Below are 18,597 nucleotides of genomic sequence, written 5' to 3' on the forward strand. Positions count from 1 at the left end.
CCCCGACCAGCACGCTGCCCCGGCCCCGCGGCTCCTAGGGTGCGAACGCGGAGAGTACGGTGCCGTCCTCGAAGGTGACGAAGACGGCACCGCCGTGGACCAGCGTGCTGGTCGGGCCCTCACCGACCGTGGGCCAGCCGCTGAAGGTGTGGCGGTACGTGCCGACGCCCAGCCCGTCGGCGAGGACTGACGTGCCGACGCCCTCTTGGTCGGCCACGACCAGCTGGTCCCCGGCGATCCGCAGGATTCCCCTCCCCGACCAGGGCTGCGTCCATCGCACCCGGCCCGTGGTGACGTCGCGGGCGACGAGTTCCGCCTGCTCGGCGTCCGTCGCGCCCTCCCTGCTGGACAGGAGTACGCCGGTGCGGCTCAACGCCATGAGGCGCTCGCCCCGGTGGTCGCCCTCCGCCTTCTCCAGTGTCGTGCCGTCGCGGACCCCGGACGGGCAGGACAGGTGGGCGGCGCCGCGCGCCACCGGCTCGCAGCGCTCGGCCGCTTCGGCGAGCGTCCTGCCCCCCTCGGCGTCGAGAGCCAGGGTCCCGCCACGGCCGTGGAGGTGGAGGGAGTCGCCCACGACCTCCAGGGAGCCGGGTTCGACCGAGTCGAGCCTCCGCTCCCACAGTTGCTTCCGGCCCTCCGTGGCAGAGAAGGCACGGACCAGCGCGCCGCCGTTGCCACCGTTCTCCCGGTAGGCGACGAACAGCCGGCCCCCGTGGGTGCGGGCCTTGACGGGCGAATACCCCTTCCTGGTGCCCATGGTGGCCACGGGCTCACCGTCCCGGAGGCGCAGTACGGTGATGCCGTCCTCGTCCGACGACGGCACGTAGGCGTACGTACCGTCCAGGCCGGGTTCGGCCGTGCCTGTCCCGGCCGTCGCCCGGTCGTTCCCGGACGGGTAGCGCCACAGCAGGCCGCCGTCGCGCGCGTTCCGCGCCTCCAGCGAGATACGGCCCGAGTCCTGGTGCAGCCTGCACACCAGGGTGGTGCCGCCGAGCACACAACCGCGCGGCTCACCCTCGCCCTCGAACGAGGTGCTCCAGGGGGACCAGTCGCCCGGCAGCTTGCTCCGGTCCATCGCGTCGGGCCCGAAGTCGCTCATGTCGCTGCTGACGAAGGCCGTCGGCGGCGCGGCGGACGGAGCGCCCGGCCCCGCCGCTCCGCCCCCGCCGCCGGTGCCCGTGTCGTCGTCGCCGAGCGTGGCCGTCAGGACGGCCGTGACCACGCCGACCGCGATGCCCGAGGTGACCCCCGCCGCCCAGCGCAGACGGGTGCCGCGGCGCGAGCGGGACGGCGCGGCGAGCGGGGTGTCCCGCCCCGGGACGTGCTGCGAAGAGACGGCAGGGGCGGGCTGCGAAGAGGCGGCCGGGCGGGGCTGCGAGGCAGCGGCCAGGAGGGACTGCGAGGCAGCGGCCGGGCCGGGCGCGTGCCGGGGCGCGGGCGGCGCCAGCAGAGCCCTGCCCACCGTGGTCTCGTACTCGCCGATCACCCGGGTGATCCCGGCCGGCCACGGGAAGGCTCCGGCCCGCGGTTCGAGGGCGACGCCCGGCCGGGCGTTCGCGGCGGCCGGGTCCAGGCCGCGGGCGAGCTGTGTGGTCGTCGGCCGCTGGGCCGGGTCCGGGTCGAGGCACGCGGCGATCAGCTCGCACAGTTCACCGGGCACCCGCGACAGGTCGGGGCGGCCCTGCGCGATGCGGTGGACGATCGCGGCCAGTTCGTCGTCGTGGAAGGGGCCTTGGCCGGTCGCGGCGTAGCACAGGACCGCGCCGAGGCAGAACACGTCCGACGCGGCGGTGACCGACCGGTCGCCCGCGACGTGTTCGGGCGACATGAAGCCGGGAGAGCCGACCATGATGCCCGTCGCGGTGAGCGCCGTCGCGTCGTAGGCCTGTGCGATGCCGAAGTCGATGAGACGGGGCCCGCCGCTGCCCAGGACGACGTTCGCCGGTTTCAGGTCGCGGTGGACGAGCCGCGCACCGTGCACGGCGGCCAGTCCGCGGGCCAGGTCGGCGCCCAGTTCCCGGACCACGGGCACGGGCAGCGCGCCCGCGCGGGACACCGCCTCGTCGAGCGAGGGCCCGACGACGTATTCGGTGGCCAGCCAGGGCCGTTCGGCGTCCGGGTCTGCGGCGACGAGTGCGGAGACGTACGGGCTGCGTACGGCCCCCGCGGCCTGCGCCTCCCGACGGAACCGCAGCCTGAAGTCGGGCTGGAGCTCCAGGTCCCGGCGGACCGTCTTCAGCGCGACGAGGTCGTCGGGGCCGCCGTCCGGCGGGAGCGCGAGGTGGACGGTGCCCATCCCGCCGGAGCCCAGAGTGCCGAGCAGGCGGTAGGAACCGATGCCGTACGGGGCATGGGCGTCGAGCGGGCGCAGCACGTCGGGGTACTCCAGTTCGGGCGGATGCGGTGGGTCAGGCCGGCGGGAGTGCGAGGGAGCGTACGGTGCCGTCGTGGTAGGCGAGGTACAGCACCCCGCCGAGTGAGATCAGGCGCGGTCCCCACGCCTCCATGCCGATTTCCGAGTCCCGGAACCGGGCGTCGTTTCCGGGGGAGTCCTCGACCCAGTACCGCCCGCCGTCTCCGCCGTCCACCGGCAGGGTGTAGAGGTACTCGTTGTCCGCGACCACCGCTGTCCTGCCGACGATCACGGAGGACGAGGTGAGCGCTTCGGCCGGCTGGGGTGCGCCGCCCACCGTGCGGACGAGGGCCTCCCCCTCCTTCTGGAGGACGACGCGGTTCGGGTCGTCGGCCGGTTCGAGCCGGTAGGCGGTGCCGTCCAGGAAGGCCAGGGAGGAGGCGCCGCTGTACTCGGCGCCCGGCCAGTCACCGAAGGGGGCGGGGGTGGGGTCGCCCACGGGTGCGTAGTTCTCCGTGTCCAGCACCACGGTCCTGGGGCCGGAACCGCAGAGCACCTTGTCCGCGACCACCCGGATGTTCTCGCATTCACCGCCTTCTTCGACAGCGGCGTGGGTGGCCGCGCCGGTCCGGGCGTCGAAGCCCGTCAGTCCGCTGTCGGTGGTGGCGAGGACCCTTCCTTCCGCGAAGTCGAGTGCCATGTAGTGGGAGCCGGCCGATCCGGTCCCCGTGCGGTTGGACAGGGTCTTGTGCCACAGCGGTTCACCGGTCTCCGCGTCGAGGGCGTGCACGACGACCCCGTCCTTGTCGTGCGCGGTGAGGAACACGGTGCCCTCGCCCATCAGCAGGGGTGCCTTGTTGGCGAGTTCACCCACCGGCAGACCCCGCTCCCACCGGACCTCGCCGCCGGAGACGGACCTTCCGCGCACCTTGCCGCTCGCGTAGGAGATCACCAGGTCACCGTGGATCAGTGGCCGCTTGGCGCCGCCGGGGAGCCAGGTGCCGTTCATCGGGGTCTCGGCCGCCTTCTGCCCCGGAGCGGTGGACGGCACCGCCCAGCGCTGCTTGCCGTCGGCCGCGCCCACCGCGACCATGCCGCCGTCCACCGTGCGGCAGACCAGGATCTCGGGGTTCAGCGCACAGTATCTGGGACGGCCGGGCAACTGCGTGGTCCACGGCTGCCACCCGTCGGGGCGGGCGGACGGGTCGGCCGGGAAGTGCCGGGTGCCGTCGACTCCGCCCTCGTAGAGGCCGGAGGGCTTCTCCGCCACCGCTTCGGCCGTCGCCGAGGCCCTGGGCGATGCGGTGGGCGAGGCGCTGCCGCCCCCGGCCTCCGCCCCGCCCGGCTTCCCGGAGTCCTGCATCGCTCGCAGCCCGAACGCCCCGAGCACCCCCACCGCCGCGGCCGCGGCGATCACCGCCAAGATCCTGCGGCGGGACAGGCCCGTCGGGCGCGACGGCGGTGGAGCGGACACCGGAACCGGGGGCGGGCCGGTGACGGTCTCCGCGCTGTGGACGGGTGAGGCGCCCGGCATCGTGGGGGCGCGACCGGGCACCGGTCCGGCCTGCGCCACGACCCGTGCGAGCTCGTCCTCGTACCGGTCCACCAGGGCCCGCACCGCGGCGGGCCAGGCGGTGGCGCCGTTCTCCGCCGCCCCCGAAGCCTCCGCCGCCGCCTTGAAACGGGTCTCCAGCTCGACGGCGTCGGGCCGCGCGGCCGGGTCGAGGCTCAGGCAGTCCGCGATCAGCTCGCGCACCGGCCCCGGCACCGCGCCGAGGTCCGCGTCGGCCTGCGAGATCCGGTAGAGCACGGCGGCCACCGGGCCGTCCCCGAAGGGCGTTGCACCCGTCGCCGCGTAACACAGCACGGCGGCCAGGCAGAAGACGTCCGAGGCGGCCACGATGTGGCGACCGCCCAGTACGTGCTCGGGCGACATGTAGCCGGGCGAGCCGACCATCGCGCCCGTGGCGGTCATCGTGCTCGCGCCGAAGTCACGGGCGATGCCGAAGTCGATGACCCGGGGTCCGTCCGCGCCGAGCAGCACGTTCGCCGGCTTCAGGTCGCGGTGCCGGACGCGGGCGTGGTGGATGCCGCGCAGCGCGCGTGCCAGGCCCAGGCCCAGGTGGAGCACCGTCTCGACGGGAAGCGGGCCGGTCTCCCGCACCGCGCGGTCCAGGGTCGGGCCCGCCACGTACTCGGTGGCCATCCAGGGCTCGGCCCCCTCCGCGTCACCGGACAGCAACCGGGCGGTGAAGCGCCCTTGGACCGTCTGTGCCGTCGCTATCTCCTGGCGGAAGCGGTCACGGAAGGCCGGCTCGCCACTCAGGTCGGCGCGGATGGTCTTGACGGCCGCGAGTTCGGGCCGGGCACCGGCCGGGCCGGGACGTACGTCCGCCCCCAGATACACCTCGCCCATGCCGCCGGCCCCGAGCCGGGCGAGGATCCGGTACGGCCCCACCTGTCTCGGGTCTCCCTCGCCCAGTCCACCCAGCATGGCGGTGCGCCCCTCTCGTCTTGCGGAACACACGGCGCCGCAGCACGCGTCCAGGGGTGAACGGCCCCCCGCAGTCCCCTTGTTGACCTTGGTCCGGCGCCTCACCTTTACATCCGCGCGTACGGCCCGTCCACAGGCCCCCACACAATCGGGACGACCTCACGACGGCCGTGTGACGTTCGCTCGCGGGGTGCCGGTGCCCGGGGAGCCTCAGCGAAACCGACCCGGCCGGCTAACCCCGCGGGTATCGCGCCAGCCATCCCGGGGACGACCCCGCTGGGCCGTGCAGTGCGGGGCCCTGGGTCATCTCCATGGCGAAGTCGTCGGCCAGTTCCAGGATCGTCGGACGGCCCTCCAGCTCGGCCAGCCAGGCCGGGGGGAGGGCCGTCTCCCCGTGCAGCGCGCCGAGCAGTCCGCCGGTCAGGGCACCGGTCGCGGCGGAGGGCCCGCCGTGGTTGACGGCGAGCCGCAGCCCGTGCCGTACGTCCTCCCCGACGAGGGCGCAGTACACCGCGGCGGCCACCAGCCCCGCCGCCGTCCCCTCGCCGATCAGCTCGGTCACCCGCCCCGGGCCCGGCATCCCCTGCCGTACCGCTCCGAGTGCGTGCTGAAGGGCGTCCGACACGGGCTGGTGCCCCGGCCTGGCGGCGAACAGGGCGAGTCCCCGCTGCACGGCACCGTCCAGGCTCTCCCCGCGGGCCAGCCCGTGCACGATCACGGCGTACGCGCCCGCCGCCAGATAGCCGGTGGGGTGGCCGTGGGTCTGCGCCGCGCACTCCACGGCGAGCTGGGCGACCAGTTGCGGCTCCCAACCGACCAGGAGCCCGAACGGCGCCGACCGGGCGGCCGCCTCGGGCCCGCGCTCACCGGGATTCTTGGGCGCCTCCGGCGTGCCCATGGTCTCGTCGCCGAGTCCGAGCAGCAGCGCGCGCGTCGCGTCCCGGCGGGCGTACAGCCACTCCTCGTGGGCCAGCCAGCCGTCGTCCTTGCGCCGCAGGTCGGGTCCCCAGTCGCGCTGGGTGGCGGCCCAGCGCCGGTACGCCCGGTGCAGGTCGGTCGGCGGATGCCAGGCGCCGGTGTCCCGCCGTACCTGGGCGCGGATCAGCCCGTCCACGGAGAACAGGGTGACCTGCGTGAGGTGGGTGACGGCACCGCGCCGGCCGTACGCGGCGGCCAGATCGGTCAGGCCCTCCGCGCCGTGCGCCTCCCGGATGCCGTCGAGACCGAGCCCGTCGACGGGCGCGCCGAGGGCGTCCCCGACGGCCACCCCGAGCAGCGTCCCACGTACCCGGCTACGGAAGTCCTGCTGCTCGGCACGCCCCCAGACGGCACCGGCTGTCGCGCCCACCTGGACCTCCCCTCGGCACTGCCCACACCACTCTCCGTACGTACGACGTCCAGCACTGTATTCGAACAGGGCGGCCGGTTCAGGGGCGGAACGGTGTGGAAACGTTCACCTGGTGACGCGCCTCTCGCGGCAGCAGCGGACGAAGTCCTGGACGACGGGGTTGTCGTCGTCGGCCGGGGCCCAGGCGACACCGACACTGCTGGGACTCACTCCGGTGACGGGACGGTGGACGACGCCGGGGCGGGTGTAGAAGCGGGCCGCGGATTCGGGGGCGAGGGCGATGCCGTATCCGTTGGCGATCGCGCTGAGCCAGTCGTCCGGCTGCTCGGTGACCGCGCCGACGCGCACCGGGTGGCCGTCGCGCTCGTCGGCGGCCAGCCAGTACTCCCGCCACCGGCCCGTTTCGGGCGGGGCCGCCACGAACGGCTCGTCCCACAGGTCCCGGAAGGCGATCACCTCGCGAGCGGCGAGGGGGTGCGCCTCGGGCAGCACGACACAGCGGGGTTCGCTGAACAGGACCGTCACCCGCAGCGCCTCCTGACCGGGGAACGGCAGCCGCACCAGGGCGACGTCGACGTCCGAGTCCGCGAGTCCGGCGGAGGGGTTCGACCAGGCGGCCTGCCGCATCTCGGCCCTCCAGCCCGGCCGGCGCCGGGCGAACTCCGCGATGATCGGCTGTGTCGCCTCGTTGGCGGCGCTGGCGATGAACCCGACCCGCAGGACGCGGGCGGCACGGCTCGCCGCGGACCTCGTCTCCCGCACCGCCCGTTCCCACCCGGCCAGCAGGGCGGGGGCCCGTTCCGCCAGCGCCCGTCCCGGCTCGGTGAGGGTCATGCCGGTCCTCGACCGCGTGAACAGGTCCACGCCGAGCACGGCCTCCAACTGCCGGACCTGCTTGGTCAGCGCGGGCTGCGAGACGAACAACCGCTCGGCGGCCCGGGTGAGGCTCCCTTCCTCCGCCACGGCCTCGAAATACCGCAACAACCGGGTGTCGACGTCCATGCCGCCAGGTTATAGGCGCAGGTATTGGACGTCGCGGCACGCCGAGGTGAAGGCTTGGTCCGGGGAAACGGGTGGAAGGAGAGGCGTGTGTTCACGGCCTATGTGATCGTCACCGTCGTCGCCATCGCGGCGAACGCGGGGATCGCCGTCGCGGACCTGATGGGGGCCCGGTTCGTCCTCGCCAACTCGGCCGAGGTGGAGGTCCCCGCGTCGTGGATTCCGGGGCTGGCCGTGCTCAAGGGCGCTGGAGCCGCCGGGCTCCTCATCGGCCTCCTCGGCGTCCGGCCCCTCGGCATCGCCGCCGCGGTCGGTCTCGTCCTGTTCTTCGTCGGTGCCGTCGTCGCCCACGTCCGCACGCGGGTCTTCCACAACATCGCGTTCCCTGCCGGGTACCTGGCTCTGAACACGGCCGCGCTCGTCCTGGTGGCCATGTGAGTCGGAAAGCGTGAACACTTCGGGCGGTTCTGTCATCGGGCTGCTCGGATGAGCCGGCGGAGGACGGATTGCCGTCGGGTGTTCGCGGTTTACGCGGCTACATGGTCGGTGGGGCTGCTCGCGCGGCAGTCACGGCAGCGGCCCGGTCGCGGGGCGCGGAAGGCGCGTTCGCAGCCGTCACAGGTCTGGAGGGGGTCGGGCCGACGCGGGCCGGCGACCGACGGGCGTGGCGCGGGGAGCGCCGGAGGCAGATCCGCGGTGAGGCGGCGTTCCAGAAAGGCCGCCGGGTGACGGATCGGCTCCTGGGGCAGACCGGCCGTCAGGGTCCGTTCCACGGCCGTCGCGGGTACGCCGCGCTCCAGCCAGGCCGTGACGGCCGGGGCGAGACGCCGGACGTCACGCTCGGTCAGCAGCAGACGGGAGTCGTGAACGCGGAGACGAGCGAGCAACCCCGCCGCCGCCGCCGGGTCCACCCCTTGGTTCACTGTCGGGACCGCCGCCTGGTTCACCATCGGGTCCGCCGCCTGGTTCACCATCGGGTCCGCCGCCCGGTTCACCGTCGGGTGCGTCACCGGGGCGGCGTCGGCACGGAGCGCCAGGGCCGGGGATGCTGACTCGTCCGCGACCGGCCGGGCGGGGCGCGCCACGGCCGCGAAGGCGGCGCGCGGCCGGTTGCGGGAGACCGTCCGGGTCACGACTCGGCCCGATTGAAGACGCTCCTTGGTGCGTGCGAGGTAGCCGTACTCCTCCAACTCCCGCAGCGCGGCGGCGATGCGGATCTCGCCCTCGGGGAACTTGCCCGCCAGCGACTTGATCCCGACCGGGGCTCCGGCGGGCAGCGACTGGATGTGGACGGCCAGGCCGATCGCCGTCAGGGACAGCTCCGGGTGCTGGAGGAGGTGGTTCCCGACCACGGTGAAGTTGTCGTGGTGGGGGTGGTTGTCGTGCTCGACGCCACCGGTGAAACGGCCGGACGCGGCGCGCGAGCGCGCGCTAGGGTGCTGCTCAGTCATCGGGAAGGGCTCGCTTCCTCGGTGATCAGGCCCTCGCAGTGGGATGGCAGTCCCGGCGGGGGCCGAATCATGTCTGTGGTTGTCGTCGCGGCTGACGCTGCACCACGAACGCCTGCCTGCGCCAGCCGGGTTGGTGATATTCACTCCGGAGAGTGAGCGCCGGGGACGGCAGGGGTGGGTTGGGTTCTTTCCCCGGTTCTTTGGTCTTTGGCGTCGCGTCCGGCCGGGTCACGTCCGGCCACGACCCGGTGTCATTTCCACCCAGACGGTCTTGGCGGGGGACGGCCCCTCGTCCACGCCCCAACGGTCCGCGTACGCCGCCACGATGCGCAGCCCGCGCCCCGACTCCGCGTCGTCCGCCACCGGGTCGGCGGCGCGCGGGACCCGGTCGCCCCGCGCGTCGGTCACCTCGACTCGGAGGGTGCCGTCGGTGCGCAGCCGGAGCGCCAGCCGGAAGTCCCGGCCGGGCACGCGCCCGTGCAGGACGGCGTTCGACGCCAGCTCCGCCACCACCTGCGTCACCTCCTCGGACGGCTGCCCCCAGTCGTCGAGTTGGCGCTCGGCGAGCAGCCGGGCGAGCCGGGCGCCCCTTCGCGTCGCGGACAGCTGGATCGCGAACCGCCGTCCGACAAAGGCGGCCTGTAGGTCCAATTTCGCATTCACGTCACCCAGCGTGGCCGTCTGTCCCTACTCTGAACAGCGACGACCTCGGTACCCAACGTGACTGTCCGGGTGCCCGCCGTAGTCGTACGGGTCGTACGCCGGGAGGGGAAGACGTGGAGGACGAGGAAGCCGCGGCCGTACTCAAGACGGTCGGGCGGCAGATCAAGATGTGGCGCGAGGCTGCCGGGATGCGGCAGGCGGAACTCGGGGGCGCCATCGGATACGGCGAGGACATGGTCTCGTCCGTCGAACGCGGACGTCGGGTGCCCAAGCCGGACTTCCTCGACAAAGCCGACGAGGTACTGGGCGCGGGCGGCAAGCTCTCCACCATGAAGGAGGACGTGGAGAAGGCCCGCTACCCGAAGAAGGTCCGGGACTTGGCCAAGATGGAGGAGGAGGCGGTCGACCTCGGCGCCTACGCGGGCCATCACATCCACGGGCTGTTGCAGACGCCCGAGTACGCCCGCGCGTTGTACGCGATGCGCCGTCCGGCGTTCACGGAGGAGGAGGTCGACCGCTACGTCTCCGCCCGCATGGCACGGAAGGCCGTCTTCGAGCGGGTTCCCCACGCGCAGCTCACCTTTGTCCAGGAAGAGGTGACGCTACGACGCCCGCTCGGAGGCAGAATGGTGCTCCGACAGCAGCTCGAACACCTTTTGAAGGTCGGGAGGTTGAGACACGTCGAGATTCAGGTCATGCCGACGGACCGCGAGGACCACGCGGGGATGGCCGGGTCGCTGCAACTGTTGAAGCTGCGGGGTGGCAAGGCGTTCGGCCACTCGGAAGCCCAACTGCACAACCGAGTCATCACTGATCCGCAGGAGGTCCATACCCTGGACTTGCGCTATGGGATCATCCGGGCGCAGGCACTCACGCCCCGCGAGTCACTGGCCTTCATCGAGAAAGTCATGGGAGAAGAAGCATGACCCCCGCGCTCAAGTGGTTCAAGAGCAGCTACAGCAGCAACGACGGCCCGGAGTGCGTCGAGGTCGCCATAGCCCCCGCCGACACCACCGTCCACGTCCGCGACTCCAAGGACAGGCAAAGCGGCGCCCGACTGGCGTTCTCCGACGCCTCGTGGACAGAGTTCGTCGAGTTCGCGGCCGGGCGTTGACGGATCGGGCCGTGGGAGGAAGATCGTCGTCATGACGACCACCCCACGCGCCCTCAATCTCGCTGCCACCGTCCTCACGGGCATCCTCGCCCTCTACATCGCCCTCGTCGCCTTCGGGAACATCACCGACTTCGGCACCAACCAGCAGTTCGTGCGCCACGTCCTCGCGATGGACACGACGTTCAAGGACGACGACCTGATGTGGCGGGCGATCACGAGCGAGGGCGTTCAGGACACCGCTTACGTGGCGATCATCGTCTGGGAGACGGTCGCCGCGTTCGTGCTGATCTACGCGACCTGGCTGTGGATACGCCGGGACCACGCTCCCGCGCGGCGCATGACCACGTACGGCACGCTGATGCTGATGCTGCTCTTCGGGGCCGGGTTCATCGGGATCGGCGGCGAGTGGTTCTCGATGTGGCAGTCGGAGGACTGGAACGGACTGGACGCCGCCACCCGGGTGTTCCTGATCAGCGGTGTCGTGCTGATCGTCGCCCAGCTCACGCCCGGTGACGCGGACGCTACCCGACGACCGTGACCTTCGTGCCGGACGTCGCGAACTCCCAGAGCGCGTCGCCGTCCGCCTTGGGCAGCCGTATGCCGCCCGTCTTGGCGTCGGCGGCGGCCGGGGGCGGCGAGGAGCCGTCCACGGCGTTGGAGAAGGCGACCCACACGCCGTCCTCCTGGGCGAAGTACATGATCTGTTCGACCTGAATCCCGTCGGAGCCCGTCGTCGGGTCCTCGCGACGGGTGCCGACGCTGTACTCGCCGGGGTCGGGATCGACCGTGCCCGGCCACACCGCGAAGGACCGCCGGGCGGCGTCGCTGGCGTCGACCAGCCACACCCGGTCCTGACCGACCGAGTAGACGACGCGCCGCCCGGTGCCGGAGCCGTCCGGCACCCGGGCCGGCGCGGTCTCCTTCGGCGTCGGGTGCGCGTCAGCCGACGCCGAAGGGCTCGGCTCGGCGGCCGCGGCGGTGGGATGGGGTCCCTGGTCCGCCTGTACGGCCAGGACGCTCACCGCCGCGATCGCCCCCACGGTCAGTCCGGAGACCCAGGCCCATGAGGGAAGTCGGGCAGGCACGGGCACGCATCTCCTCAGCTACGAGAACCCCGACACACCGGGGGCCCGATCATCGTACTGCGGGCGGCCCGTGCCCCTGCTCCTCCCCGGATGTCAGTCCAGCACCGGCAGCAGCTCCGGCAGGTGGCCGTCGGAGGCCGTCGCCGCCCGCTGCCGCTCCTCGGGCACCGGGCCGTACAGCGTCGTCCGGGGCCTGGCCGGACGGCCCGCCGCGTCCGCGACCGCGATCAGGTCCTTGACCGACTTGTACGAGCCGTACGACGAGCCCGCCATGCGGGAGATCGTCTCCTCCATGAGGGTGCCGCCGAGGTCGTTCGCGCCGGAGCGGAGCATCTCCGCCGCACCCGCGGTGCCCAGTTTGACCCAGCTTGTCTGGATGTTGGGAATGTGCGGGTGCAGGAGGAGGCGGGCCATCGCCGTCACCGCGCGGTTGTCCCGCATGGAGGGGCCCGGCCTCGCGATGCCCGCCAGGTACACCGGCGCGTTGGTGTGGATGAACGGCAGCGTCACGAACTCCGTGAAGCCGCCCGTGCGCTGCTGGATGCCGGCGAGGGTGCGCAGGTGGCCCAGCCAGTGGCGGGGCTGGTCGACGTGGCCGTACATCATCGTGGACGAGGAGCGGATACCCAGTTCGTGGGCCGTCTCGACGACCTCGATCCAGGTCGCCGTGGGCAGTTTGCCCTTGGTCAGGATCCAGCGGACCTCGTCGTCGAGGATCTCCGCCGCCGTGCCGGGGATCGAGTCAAGGCCCGCTTCCCTGGCCGCGCTCAGCCACTCGCGGATGGACATGCCGGTGCGCGTCGCGCCGTTGACGACCTCCATCGGGGAGAAGGCGTGCACGTGCATGCCGGGGACGCGTTCCTTGACCGCCCTCGCGATGTCGAAGTACGCCGTGCCGGGCAGGTCCGGGTGGATGCCGCCCTGCATGCAGACCTCGACCGCGCCCACCTCCCAGGCCTGCTGCGCGCGGTCGGCGACCTGCTCCAGGGAGAGCGTGTACGCGTCGGCGTCCGTGCGGCGCTGGGCGAAGGCGCAGAAGCGGCAGCCGGTGTAGCAGACGTTGGTGAAGTTGATGTTCCGCGTGACGATGTACGTCACGTCGTCGCCCGACACGGACTTCCGCACGTCGTCGGCCACCTTGCACAAGGCGTCCAGCGCCGGGCCGTCGGCGTGCAGCAGGGCGAGGGCCTCGTCGTCCGTCAGCTTCGTGGGGTCGTCGGCCGCCGTCGCCAGCGCGGCGCGTACGTCGGTGTCGATGCGCTCCGGTGCCATGCCAGGGGCGGCGGCCTCGCGCAGGGCGCCCCAGTCGCCGTACACCTCGTCGAAGTCGTCGCGGCGGTCCGACGTACGGCCCTCGGTGTCGATGGTCGTGTGCAGGTCGGTGCGGCCGGACGCGGTGAACGCCTCGTCCGGTTCCTGCCACGGGTGGCCCTCGACCGTCGCGTCCTCGCGGGCCAGGCCGGTGGCCGGGTCGGCGAGGGCCGCCACGTGCGGGCGCAGCCGCGGGTCCAGCCAGGGTTCGCCGCGCTGGACGAACTCCGGGTACACGCAGAGGCGTTCGCGCAGCTCGAAGCCGGCCGTGCGGGACTTCTCGGCGAGTTCGTCGATCTGCGGCCAGGGGCGCTCGGGGTTGACGTGGTCGATGGTGAGCGGGGAGACCCCGCCCCAGTCGTCGATGCCCGCGCCGATCAGCCGCTCGTACTCCGAGTCCACCAGGTTCGGCGGGGCCTGGAGGCAGGCGGACGGGCCCATGATGTGGCGGGCGACGGCCACCGTGGCGACCAGTTCGTCCAGTTCCGCGTCCGGCATGCCGCGCATCGCCGTGTCCGGCTTGGCGCGGAAGTTCTGGATGATCAGTTCCTGGATGCCGTGGTAGGCGCGGGAGACCTTGCGGAGGGCGAACAGCGACTCCGCGCGCTCCTCGTAGGTCTCGCCGATGCCGATGAGAAGGCCGGAGGTGAAGGGGACCGAGGAACGGCCGGCGTCCTCCAGGACGCGCAGCCGGACGGCCGGTTCCTTGTCCGGGGAGCCGTGGTGGGGGCCGCCGGGCTCGGACCACAGGCGGGTCGCGGTGGTCTCCAGCATCATGCCCATGGAGGGGGCGACCGGCTTGAGGCGCTGGAAGTCGGTCCAGGTCATGACGCCGGGGTTGAGGTGCGGGAGGAGGCCCGTCTCCTCCAGGACGCGGATCGAGATGGCGCGGACGTAGGCGATGGTGTCGTCGTAGCCGTGCGCGTCGAGCCACTCGCGCGCCTCGGGCCAGCGGTCCTCGGGCTTGTCGCCGAGGGTGATGAGGGCTTCCTTGCAGCCGAGGGCGGCGCCGCGCCGGGCGATGTCGAGGACCTCGTCGGGGGACATGAACATCCCGTGGCCCTCGCGGCGCAGCTTGCCGGGGACGGTGACGAAGGTGCAGTAGTGGCACTTGTCCCGGCACAGCCGGGTCAGCGGGATGAAGACGCTCTTCGAGTACGTGATGACGCCGGGGCGCCCGGCGGCCTCCAGGCCCGCGTCCCGGACCCGGGCGGCGGACGCGGTGAGCGCTTCGAGGTGCTCGCCGCGGGCCTGGAGCAGCACCGCCGCCTCGGACACGTCGAGGGCGACGCCGTCCCGCGCGCGTTTGAGGGCGCGACGCAGGGAGTTCTCGGTGGGGCCCGTAGGACCCGCGGGGTCGGCGGGTCCGGTTCCGGAGGTCGCGGAAGTCGTCATCCTTCGAGCATACGAGCGGGGTGATCAGGACGCCGGGCCCGTCCCGCCGGCCCACCGCGGCGGGCCCGTGTCCCCACCGCGCGGTTTCCCGCTCTCAATCCGCCGAACCCCTTTCCTTGTACGGCAGTTCACGGCTCAATACGAGGGTTGCACGCACCACCCCTGCACCACCGATGTCATGTCACTGACGACACCTGGGAGCAGCAGCATGTGCGAGGACGACCACGCCGGGATCGGCAGACGCGCGGTGTTCGTGACGGGAGCCGCCGCCGCACTTACGTTGGGAAGCGTGAGCTTCGCTTCGGCGGCAGGCCGGAACCAGCAGACCAGAACCGTGCGCGGCACCCTTCCGCCCGGCTCCCCCGACTTCGTGTACGTCCCGGTCGAAGTCCCCTCGGGGGTCCGCGAGATCCGGGTCGCCTACACCTACGACCGCCCCACCGTCCCGGCCGGCACCCAGGGCAACGCCCTCGACATCGGCCTCTTCGACGAGCGCGGCACCGACCTGGGGGGCCGGGGCTTCCGCGGCTGGTCGGGCGGTGCGCGCACGGAGTTCTTCGTCCGGGCCGACGAGGCGACACCGGGATACGTCCCGGGGCCCGTGCGCGCGGGTGTGTGGCACATCGCGCTCGGCCCGTACACGGTGGCCCCGCAGGGGCTGTCGTACGAGATCTCGATCACGCTGACGTACGGGGAGCAGGCCAGGACCGTACGGCCGGTGTATCCGCCCGAGCGCGCCAAGGGGCGGGGGCGTGCCTGGTACCGGGGCGACTGCCATCTGCACTCCGTGTACTCCGACGGCCGCTACACCCTCGCCGAGATCGCGGCGCTCGCGCGGGCGGCGGGCCTGGACTTCATCAACTCCTCCGAGCACAACACGCACTCGGCGCACGCGCACTGGGCCGCGGAGGCCGGGGACGACCTGCTGATCCTGCTCGGCGAGGAGGTGACGACCCGCAACGGCCACGTCGTCGCCCTCGGCACCGATCCCGGCACCTTCGTCGACTGGCGCTACCGGGCCCGCGACAACCGCTTCGGCCGTTTCGCCCGCCAGATCCGCCGCGCCGGCGGCCTGGTCGTCCCGGCCCACCCGCACGCCACCTGCATCGGCTGCAACTGGAAGTTCGGGTTCGGGGAGGCGGACGCGGTCGAGGTGTGGAACGGGGCCTACACGCCCGACGACGAGGTGGCGCTGGCCGACTGGGACAGCATGCTGGTCGCCGCCGTGCGCGACGGGCGGGACGGACGGGGCTGGCTCCCGGCGATGGGCAGCAGCGACTCGCACCGCGCCCCGGACGTCATCGGCCGCCCGCAGACCGTCGTCCTCGCCGACGACCTGACGCGGGAGGCGATCCAGGAGGGCATCCGGGCGGGGCGGTCGTACGTCGCCGAGTCGGCGAAGGTGTCGCTGGCCCTCACCGCGTCCGGCGGCCGGGGCGAACACGCCGGCATCGGCGAACGGCTGCGCGTGGACGCCGACACCCCGGTCACCGTCCGCCTGGAGGTGACGGGCGCCCCGCGCTGCACGGTGCGCTTCGTCACGGACCAGGGCGTGCTGTTCACCGGCTCACCGCTGCCGGTGTCCGGCTCGGGCGTCGTGGAGTGGCGGACGACCGCCTCGTACGCGGCGTACGTACGGGCGGAACTGCGGCACGAGGCGGCGGCGGGGCCCCTGCCGGGAGCGCTGGCCGCGTTCACGAATCCGATTTTCCTGGGGCGCGGGTAGGCCGGCGGCAGGCATATTCGAGTAATCGGGAAACCGGCCGAATTGCCGTTCGCCGCCTCGGGCCGTGTAGCACTCATGTAGACTCGTCGTGCGTTATCGCAAGGGGAAGGAAGCCTCAAGGTGATCTGACAGGCGTGGAAACCGAAGGTCCCTCGGACTTCCTTCCCCGATTACCGCTCTTGTTCCTCGGCGGAGAATGCGCGGTCGTGCAATTCCCCGCGCTACTGGCGCACGAGGACGATCACATTCCAGATGAACGCCCCGTGGACGAGAAGACACGTGGCCCATGCCCCGCCCGTGCGGTTCCCGTGGCGCAGCACCGTGCTCCACCCGACCGCCATCAGGACGGCGGACAGGGCCAGAAGCCCCCAGGAAGCGGCGAGCCACGGCATGGAGGGCTCCGTGAAGAGCCTGACCAGCGCCAGGGGAGCGAGCGCGAGCAGAGGCAGGGCCCACGTGCCTTCCGTGGCGGCGCGGGGGGACATGGTGTCGGTCATACCGAGTACTCCGTGTCTTCGTGTTCGGCCGAGTGGGGCCCGCGTCAGCGAAGGGCGTTGTAGATCTCAAGGAGCGTCAGGCCCGGAGTGATGGCCTTGAGCGGCGCCTTCACCCACCAGGACAGCCCGTCGTACCACTTCTTGAAGTCGCTGTACTTGCCCTTGATGGCCTTCGCGAAGCCGCCGACCTTGCTGAACGCGGCCTTGATGGCACCCCACTTGCCGGCTGCCGCGTACTGGCCGTCGGCGACCGCGCGCATCTCCGAGCGCTCGGTCGCGGAGAGTTCGGCCGCCAGCGGGCTCGCCAGCAGGGTGCGCGCCGCCTGCTGGGCCTCGGCCTGCTGCGTGGCGGTGACGGTGACCCGCGTCGGGCTCGGGGCGGGCTGGGCCGCCTGGGCCAGACCGGCGGTCCCGCCGAGAGCGATGGCCGTCACGGCCGAAACGGCGGCCATACGCAGTGCATTGCTGTTCATTCGTATCTTCCTTGCGTCGTCGCAAGGGGAAAGAAGCCCGTGCATGGGCGATCTGAACAGGCGTGGAAACCGACGGTCCCCCCGGTACTTCTTCCCCCGATTCGGTCTGCCGTCGCCCTCTGGTCAGGAGGGAAAACGACATGTACCGGAACTCCATTGGTTGGTGGAGCGCCAGGCACACGAGCATGCTACCCACGAATCGATCACTTGACCACCGGCAGATACACGCACGGTAATTGAGCATTCATCGAATTCACGCCGGGCGGCCGTGCCCGCTCCCCGGCGTCAATTCCCGGCCAGGTCCACGACGACCGCCGCGTGGTCGGAGGGCCACACCCCGTCCACGGGCCCGTCGCCCGCCCGTCGCGCGGCACGTACGCGGCCGAGTCCGTCCGGTCCGGGCGGCCCCAGGAGGACGTAGTCGATCCGCGCACCCGGCACCGGGCCGCCGGGGATGTACGGGTTGACGCCGTCCCAGGTGGCGGACGGGGCCGACGGGTCGGCGTACTCCCAGGCGTCGAGCAGGGCGGCCCGCCCGGCGGCGTTGGGCTCCGCCCGGGTCAGGAGCCCGACCTCGGCGGAGTCGGGTGTGGCGTTGAAGTCCCCGGTGACGACGGGCGGGAAGGCGGTGCCGTGGCGGTGGGCGGCGACGAATTCCGCGAGCGCGGCGGTCTGTTCGCGGCGCACCGCCGAGGCGTCGCCGCCCGAGTTCAGGTGGGCGGTGAAGAACGGGACCGGGTGGCCGGGCGCGTCCAGGCGGGCGTACAGCGCGAGGCGTCCGTCGTCGAGTTCCCCGGGGGCGGGCAGCCGCAGCGCGGCCCGCTCCACCACGGGCCAGCGGCTGAGCACCGCGGTGCCGATGGCGACCGTGTCGTCCCCGATCCGGCGCTGCCACCGCTCGGGGGCCTCGGAGGCGGCCCAGGCGCAGTGCAGGCCGAGTTCACCGGCCAACCACTCGGCGAGGTTCGCGCCGTCGTCGGCGGCCCACACCTCCTGGAGCCCCACGACATCGGGCCGCAGCTCCGCCAGCACGGCGAGGATCGCCTTCTGCCGGTCCGCCCACGGCCCGAACCGCCACCACAGATTCCAGGTCACGACCCGCACACCCGCACCACCCGTCTCTTGGCCCAGCCCTCACCTTCCCTCTGAGGTTTCCGGGGAACATGGTGGCTTACGAGACGGGAGCGTGAACGAACGATGTCGAAGTCGTCCAACGCCGGCAATCCGCCCTACGCCGAGAAGAAGTACCGGGCCGTCACGGCCGTCCAGCGCCGCCTCAACGCCGTCCTGCGCCGCCTGCCGACCCAGACCGTGCTGGAGACCACCGGCCGCGCCTCCGGCCTCCCCCGCCGCACGCCGGTCGGTGGACGCCGCGTGGGCGACTCCTTCTGGCTGGTGTCGGAGTTCGGCGAGCGGTCCCAGTACGTCCGCAACATCCGGGCCGATCCGCGGGTACGGGTACGCATCCGGGGCAGTTGGTACACGGGAACGGCCCACCTCCTCCCCGACGACGACCCGATCGCGCGCCTGCGGCGCCTCCCCCGCTTCAACAGCCTCGCGGTGCGGGCCATGGGGGTCGGGACGGGGCTGCTGACGGTGCGGGTGGACCTGGAGGGGTGAGGGACCTGTGATCGGCGTCTCCCACGGCTGACGAGGTCGGCACGAGCAAGGCAAACTGACGTAGTTGC

General features: G+C 72.5%; 17 protein-coding genes. 6 read left to right on the plus strand and 11 right to left on the minus strand.

Going from position 1 to position 18,597, the window contains the following annotated elements; all coding sequences use genetic code 11:
* Window positions 1–34: 34 nt before the first annotated feature.
* The 4 genes from ACFW48_RS08050 to ACFW48_RS08065 all read right to left on the minus strand — a co-directional run bounded on the left by ACFW48_RS08050 (window position 35) and on the right by ACFW48_RS08065 (window position 7,197).
* Window positions 35–2,374 (minus strand): protein kinase, encoded by a 2,340-nt coding sequence (locus tag ACFW48_RS08050; RefSeq protein WP_386311496.1) that lies wholly within the window; start codon window positions 2,372–2,374, stop codon window positions 35–37.
* Between the two features lie 34 nt (window positions 2,375–2,408).
* The gene (locus ACFW48_RS08055) at window positions 2,409–4,847 is read right to left on the minus strand and encodes a protein kinase (protein WP_386311498.1); all 2,439 of its coding nucleotides are present in this window, start codon (window positions 4,845–4,847) and stop codon (window positions 2,409–2,411) included.
* A 232-nt stretch (window positions 4,848–5,079) separates the two neighbouring features.
* Window positions 5,080–6,195, minus strand: a complete 1,116-nt coding sequence (locus ACFW48_RS08060; RefSeq protein WP_386311500.1) for an ADP-ribosylglycohydrolase family protein — start codon at window positions 6,193–6,195, stop codon at window positions 5,080–5,082.
* 105 nt (window positions 6,196–6,300) lie between these two features.
* On the minus strand, window positions 6,301–7,197 hold the full coding sequence (locus tag ACFW48_RS08065) for a LysR family transcriptional regulator (RefSeq protein ID WP_386311502.1): 897 nt from the start codon (window positions 7,195–7,197) through the stop codon (window positions 6,301–6,303).
* Between the two features lie 87 nt (window positions 7,198–7,284).
* On the opposite strand from ACFW48_RS08065, the gene ACFW48_RS08070 reads away from it, so the two are divergent.
* A complete protein-coding gene (locus ACFW48_RS08070) occupies window positions 7,285–7,632 on the plus strand; it encodes a DoxX family protein (RefSeq protein ID WP_386311504.1) in 348 nt (115 codons plus the stop codon).
* 89 nt (window positions 7,633–7,721) lie between these two features.
* Here ACFW48_RS08070 and ACFW48_RS08075 read toward each other — a convergent pair whose 3' ends face one another.
* Entirely contained in the window at window positions 7,722–8,645 is a 924-nt protein-coding gene (locus ACFW48_RS08075; RefSeq protein ID WP_386311506.1) for a helix-turn-helix domain-containing protein, read from the minus strand.
* A 228-nt stretch (window positions 8,646–8,873) separates the two neighbouring features.
* The gene (locus ACFW48_RS08080; protein ID WP_386312073.1) at window positions 8,874–9,317 is read right to left on the minus strand and encodes an ATP-binding protein; all 444 of its coding nucleotides are present in this window, start codon (window positions 9,315–9,317) and stop codon (window positions 8,874–8,876) included.
* Window positions 9,318–9,421: 104 nt separating this feature from the next.
* On the opposite strand from ACFW48_RS08080, the gene ACFW48_RS08085 reads away from it, so the two are divergent.
* Genes ACFW48_RS08085 through ACFW48_RS08095 form a run of 3 tightly spaced genes read left to right on the plus strand, consistent with a single transcriptional unit; the run spans window position 9,422 to window position 10,960 of the window.
* Entirely contained in the window at window positions 9,422–10,234 is an 813-nt protein-coding gene (locus ACFW48_RS08085) for a helix-turn-helix domain-containing protein (RefSeq protein WP_386311508.1), read from the plus strand.
* On the plus strand, window positions 10,231–10,422 hold the full coding sequence (locus ACFW48_RS08090; RefSeq protein ID WP_386311510.1) for a DUF397 domain-containing protein: 192 nt from the start codon (window positions 10,231–10,233) through the stop codon (window positions 10,420–10,422). Before ACFW48_RS08085 ends, ACFW48_RS08090 begins: the two co-directional genes overlap by 4 nt.
* 31 nt (window positions 10,423–10,453) lie before the next feature.
* The gene (locus tag ACFW48_RS08095) at window positions 10,454–10,960 is read left to right on the plus strand and encodes a DUF2165 domain-containing protein (protein WP_386311512.1); all 507 of its coding nucleotides are present in this window, start codon (window positions 10,454–10,456) and stop codon (window positions 10,958–10,960) included.
* Here ACFW48_RS08095 and ACFW48_RS08100 read toward each other — a convergent pair.
* Window positions 10,944–11,507, minus strand: coding sequence for a hypothetical protein (locus ACFW48_RS08100; protein ID WP_386311514.1), 564 nt, complete (start codon window positions 11,505–11,507; stop codon window positions 10,944–10,946). The two genes, ACFW48_RS08095 and ACFW48_RS08100, sit on opposite strands and share 17 nt — an antisense overlap.
* Window positions 11,508–11,600: 93 nt before the next feature.
* On the minus strand, window positions 11,601–14,213 hold the full coding sequence (locus ACFW48_RS08105) for a bifunctional FO biosynthesis protein CofGH (protein WP_386311516.1): 2,613 nt from the start codon (window positions 14,211–14,213) through the stop codon (window positions 11,601–11,603).
* A 208-nt stretch (window positions 14,214–14,421) separates the two neighbouring features.
* Here ACFW48_RS08105 and ACFW48_RS08110 point away from each other — a divergent pair, with 208 nt between their 5' ends.
* On the plus strand, window positions 14,422–15,939 hold the full coding sequence (locus ACFW48_RS08110) for a CehA/McbA family metallohydrolase (protein WP_386311518.1): 1,518 nt from the start codon (window positions 14,422–14,424) through the stop codon (window positions 15,937–15,939).
* Between the two features lie 221 nt (window positions 15,940–16,160).
* On the opposite strand, the gene ACFW48_RS08115 is transcribed toward ACFW48_RS08110, so the two are convergent.
* The 3 genes from ACFW48_RS08115 to ACFW48_RS08125 form a co-directional block, all read right to left on the minus strand.
* Window positions 16,161–16,436, minus strand: coding sequence for a hypothetical protein (locus ACFW48_RS08115; RefSeq protein WP_386311520.1), 276 nt, complete (start codon window positions 16,434–16,436; stop codon window positions 16,161–16,163).
* 44 nt (window positions 16,437–16,480) lie between these two features.
* A complete protein-coding gene (locus ACFW48_RS08120; RefSeq protein WP_386311522.1) occupies window positions 16,481–16,909 on the minus strand; it encodes a hypothetical protein in 429 nt (142 codons plus the stop codon).
* Window positions 16,910–17,194: 285 nt separating this feature from the next.
* Complete coding sequence (locus ACFW48_RS08125; protein WP_386311523.1) at window positions 17,195–18,013, minus strand: endonuclease/exonuclease/phosphatase family protein; 819 nt, start codon at window positions 18,011–18,013, stop codon at window positions 17,195–17,197.
* Window positions 18,014–18,106: 93 nt separating this feature from the next.
* On the opposite strand from ACFW48_RS08125, the gene ACFW48_RS08130 reads away from it, so the two are divergent.
* The gene (locus ACFW48_RS08130) at window positions 18,107–18,529 is read left to right on the plus strand and encodes a nitroreductase/quinone reductase family protein (RefSeq protein ID WP_386311525.1); all 423 of its coding nucleotides are present in this window, start codon (window positions 18,107–18,109) and stop codon (window positions 18,527–18,529) included.
* Window positions 18,530–18,597: the final 68 nt, after the last annotated feature.

It is taken from the genome of Streptomyces sp. NPDC058812 (assembly GCF_042744565.1).
In the GTDB taxonomy this organism is placed as follows: domain Bacteria; phylum Actinomycetota; class Actinomycetes; order Streptomycetales; family Streptomycetaceae; genus Streptomyces; species Streptomyces thinghirensis.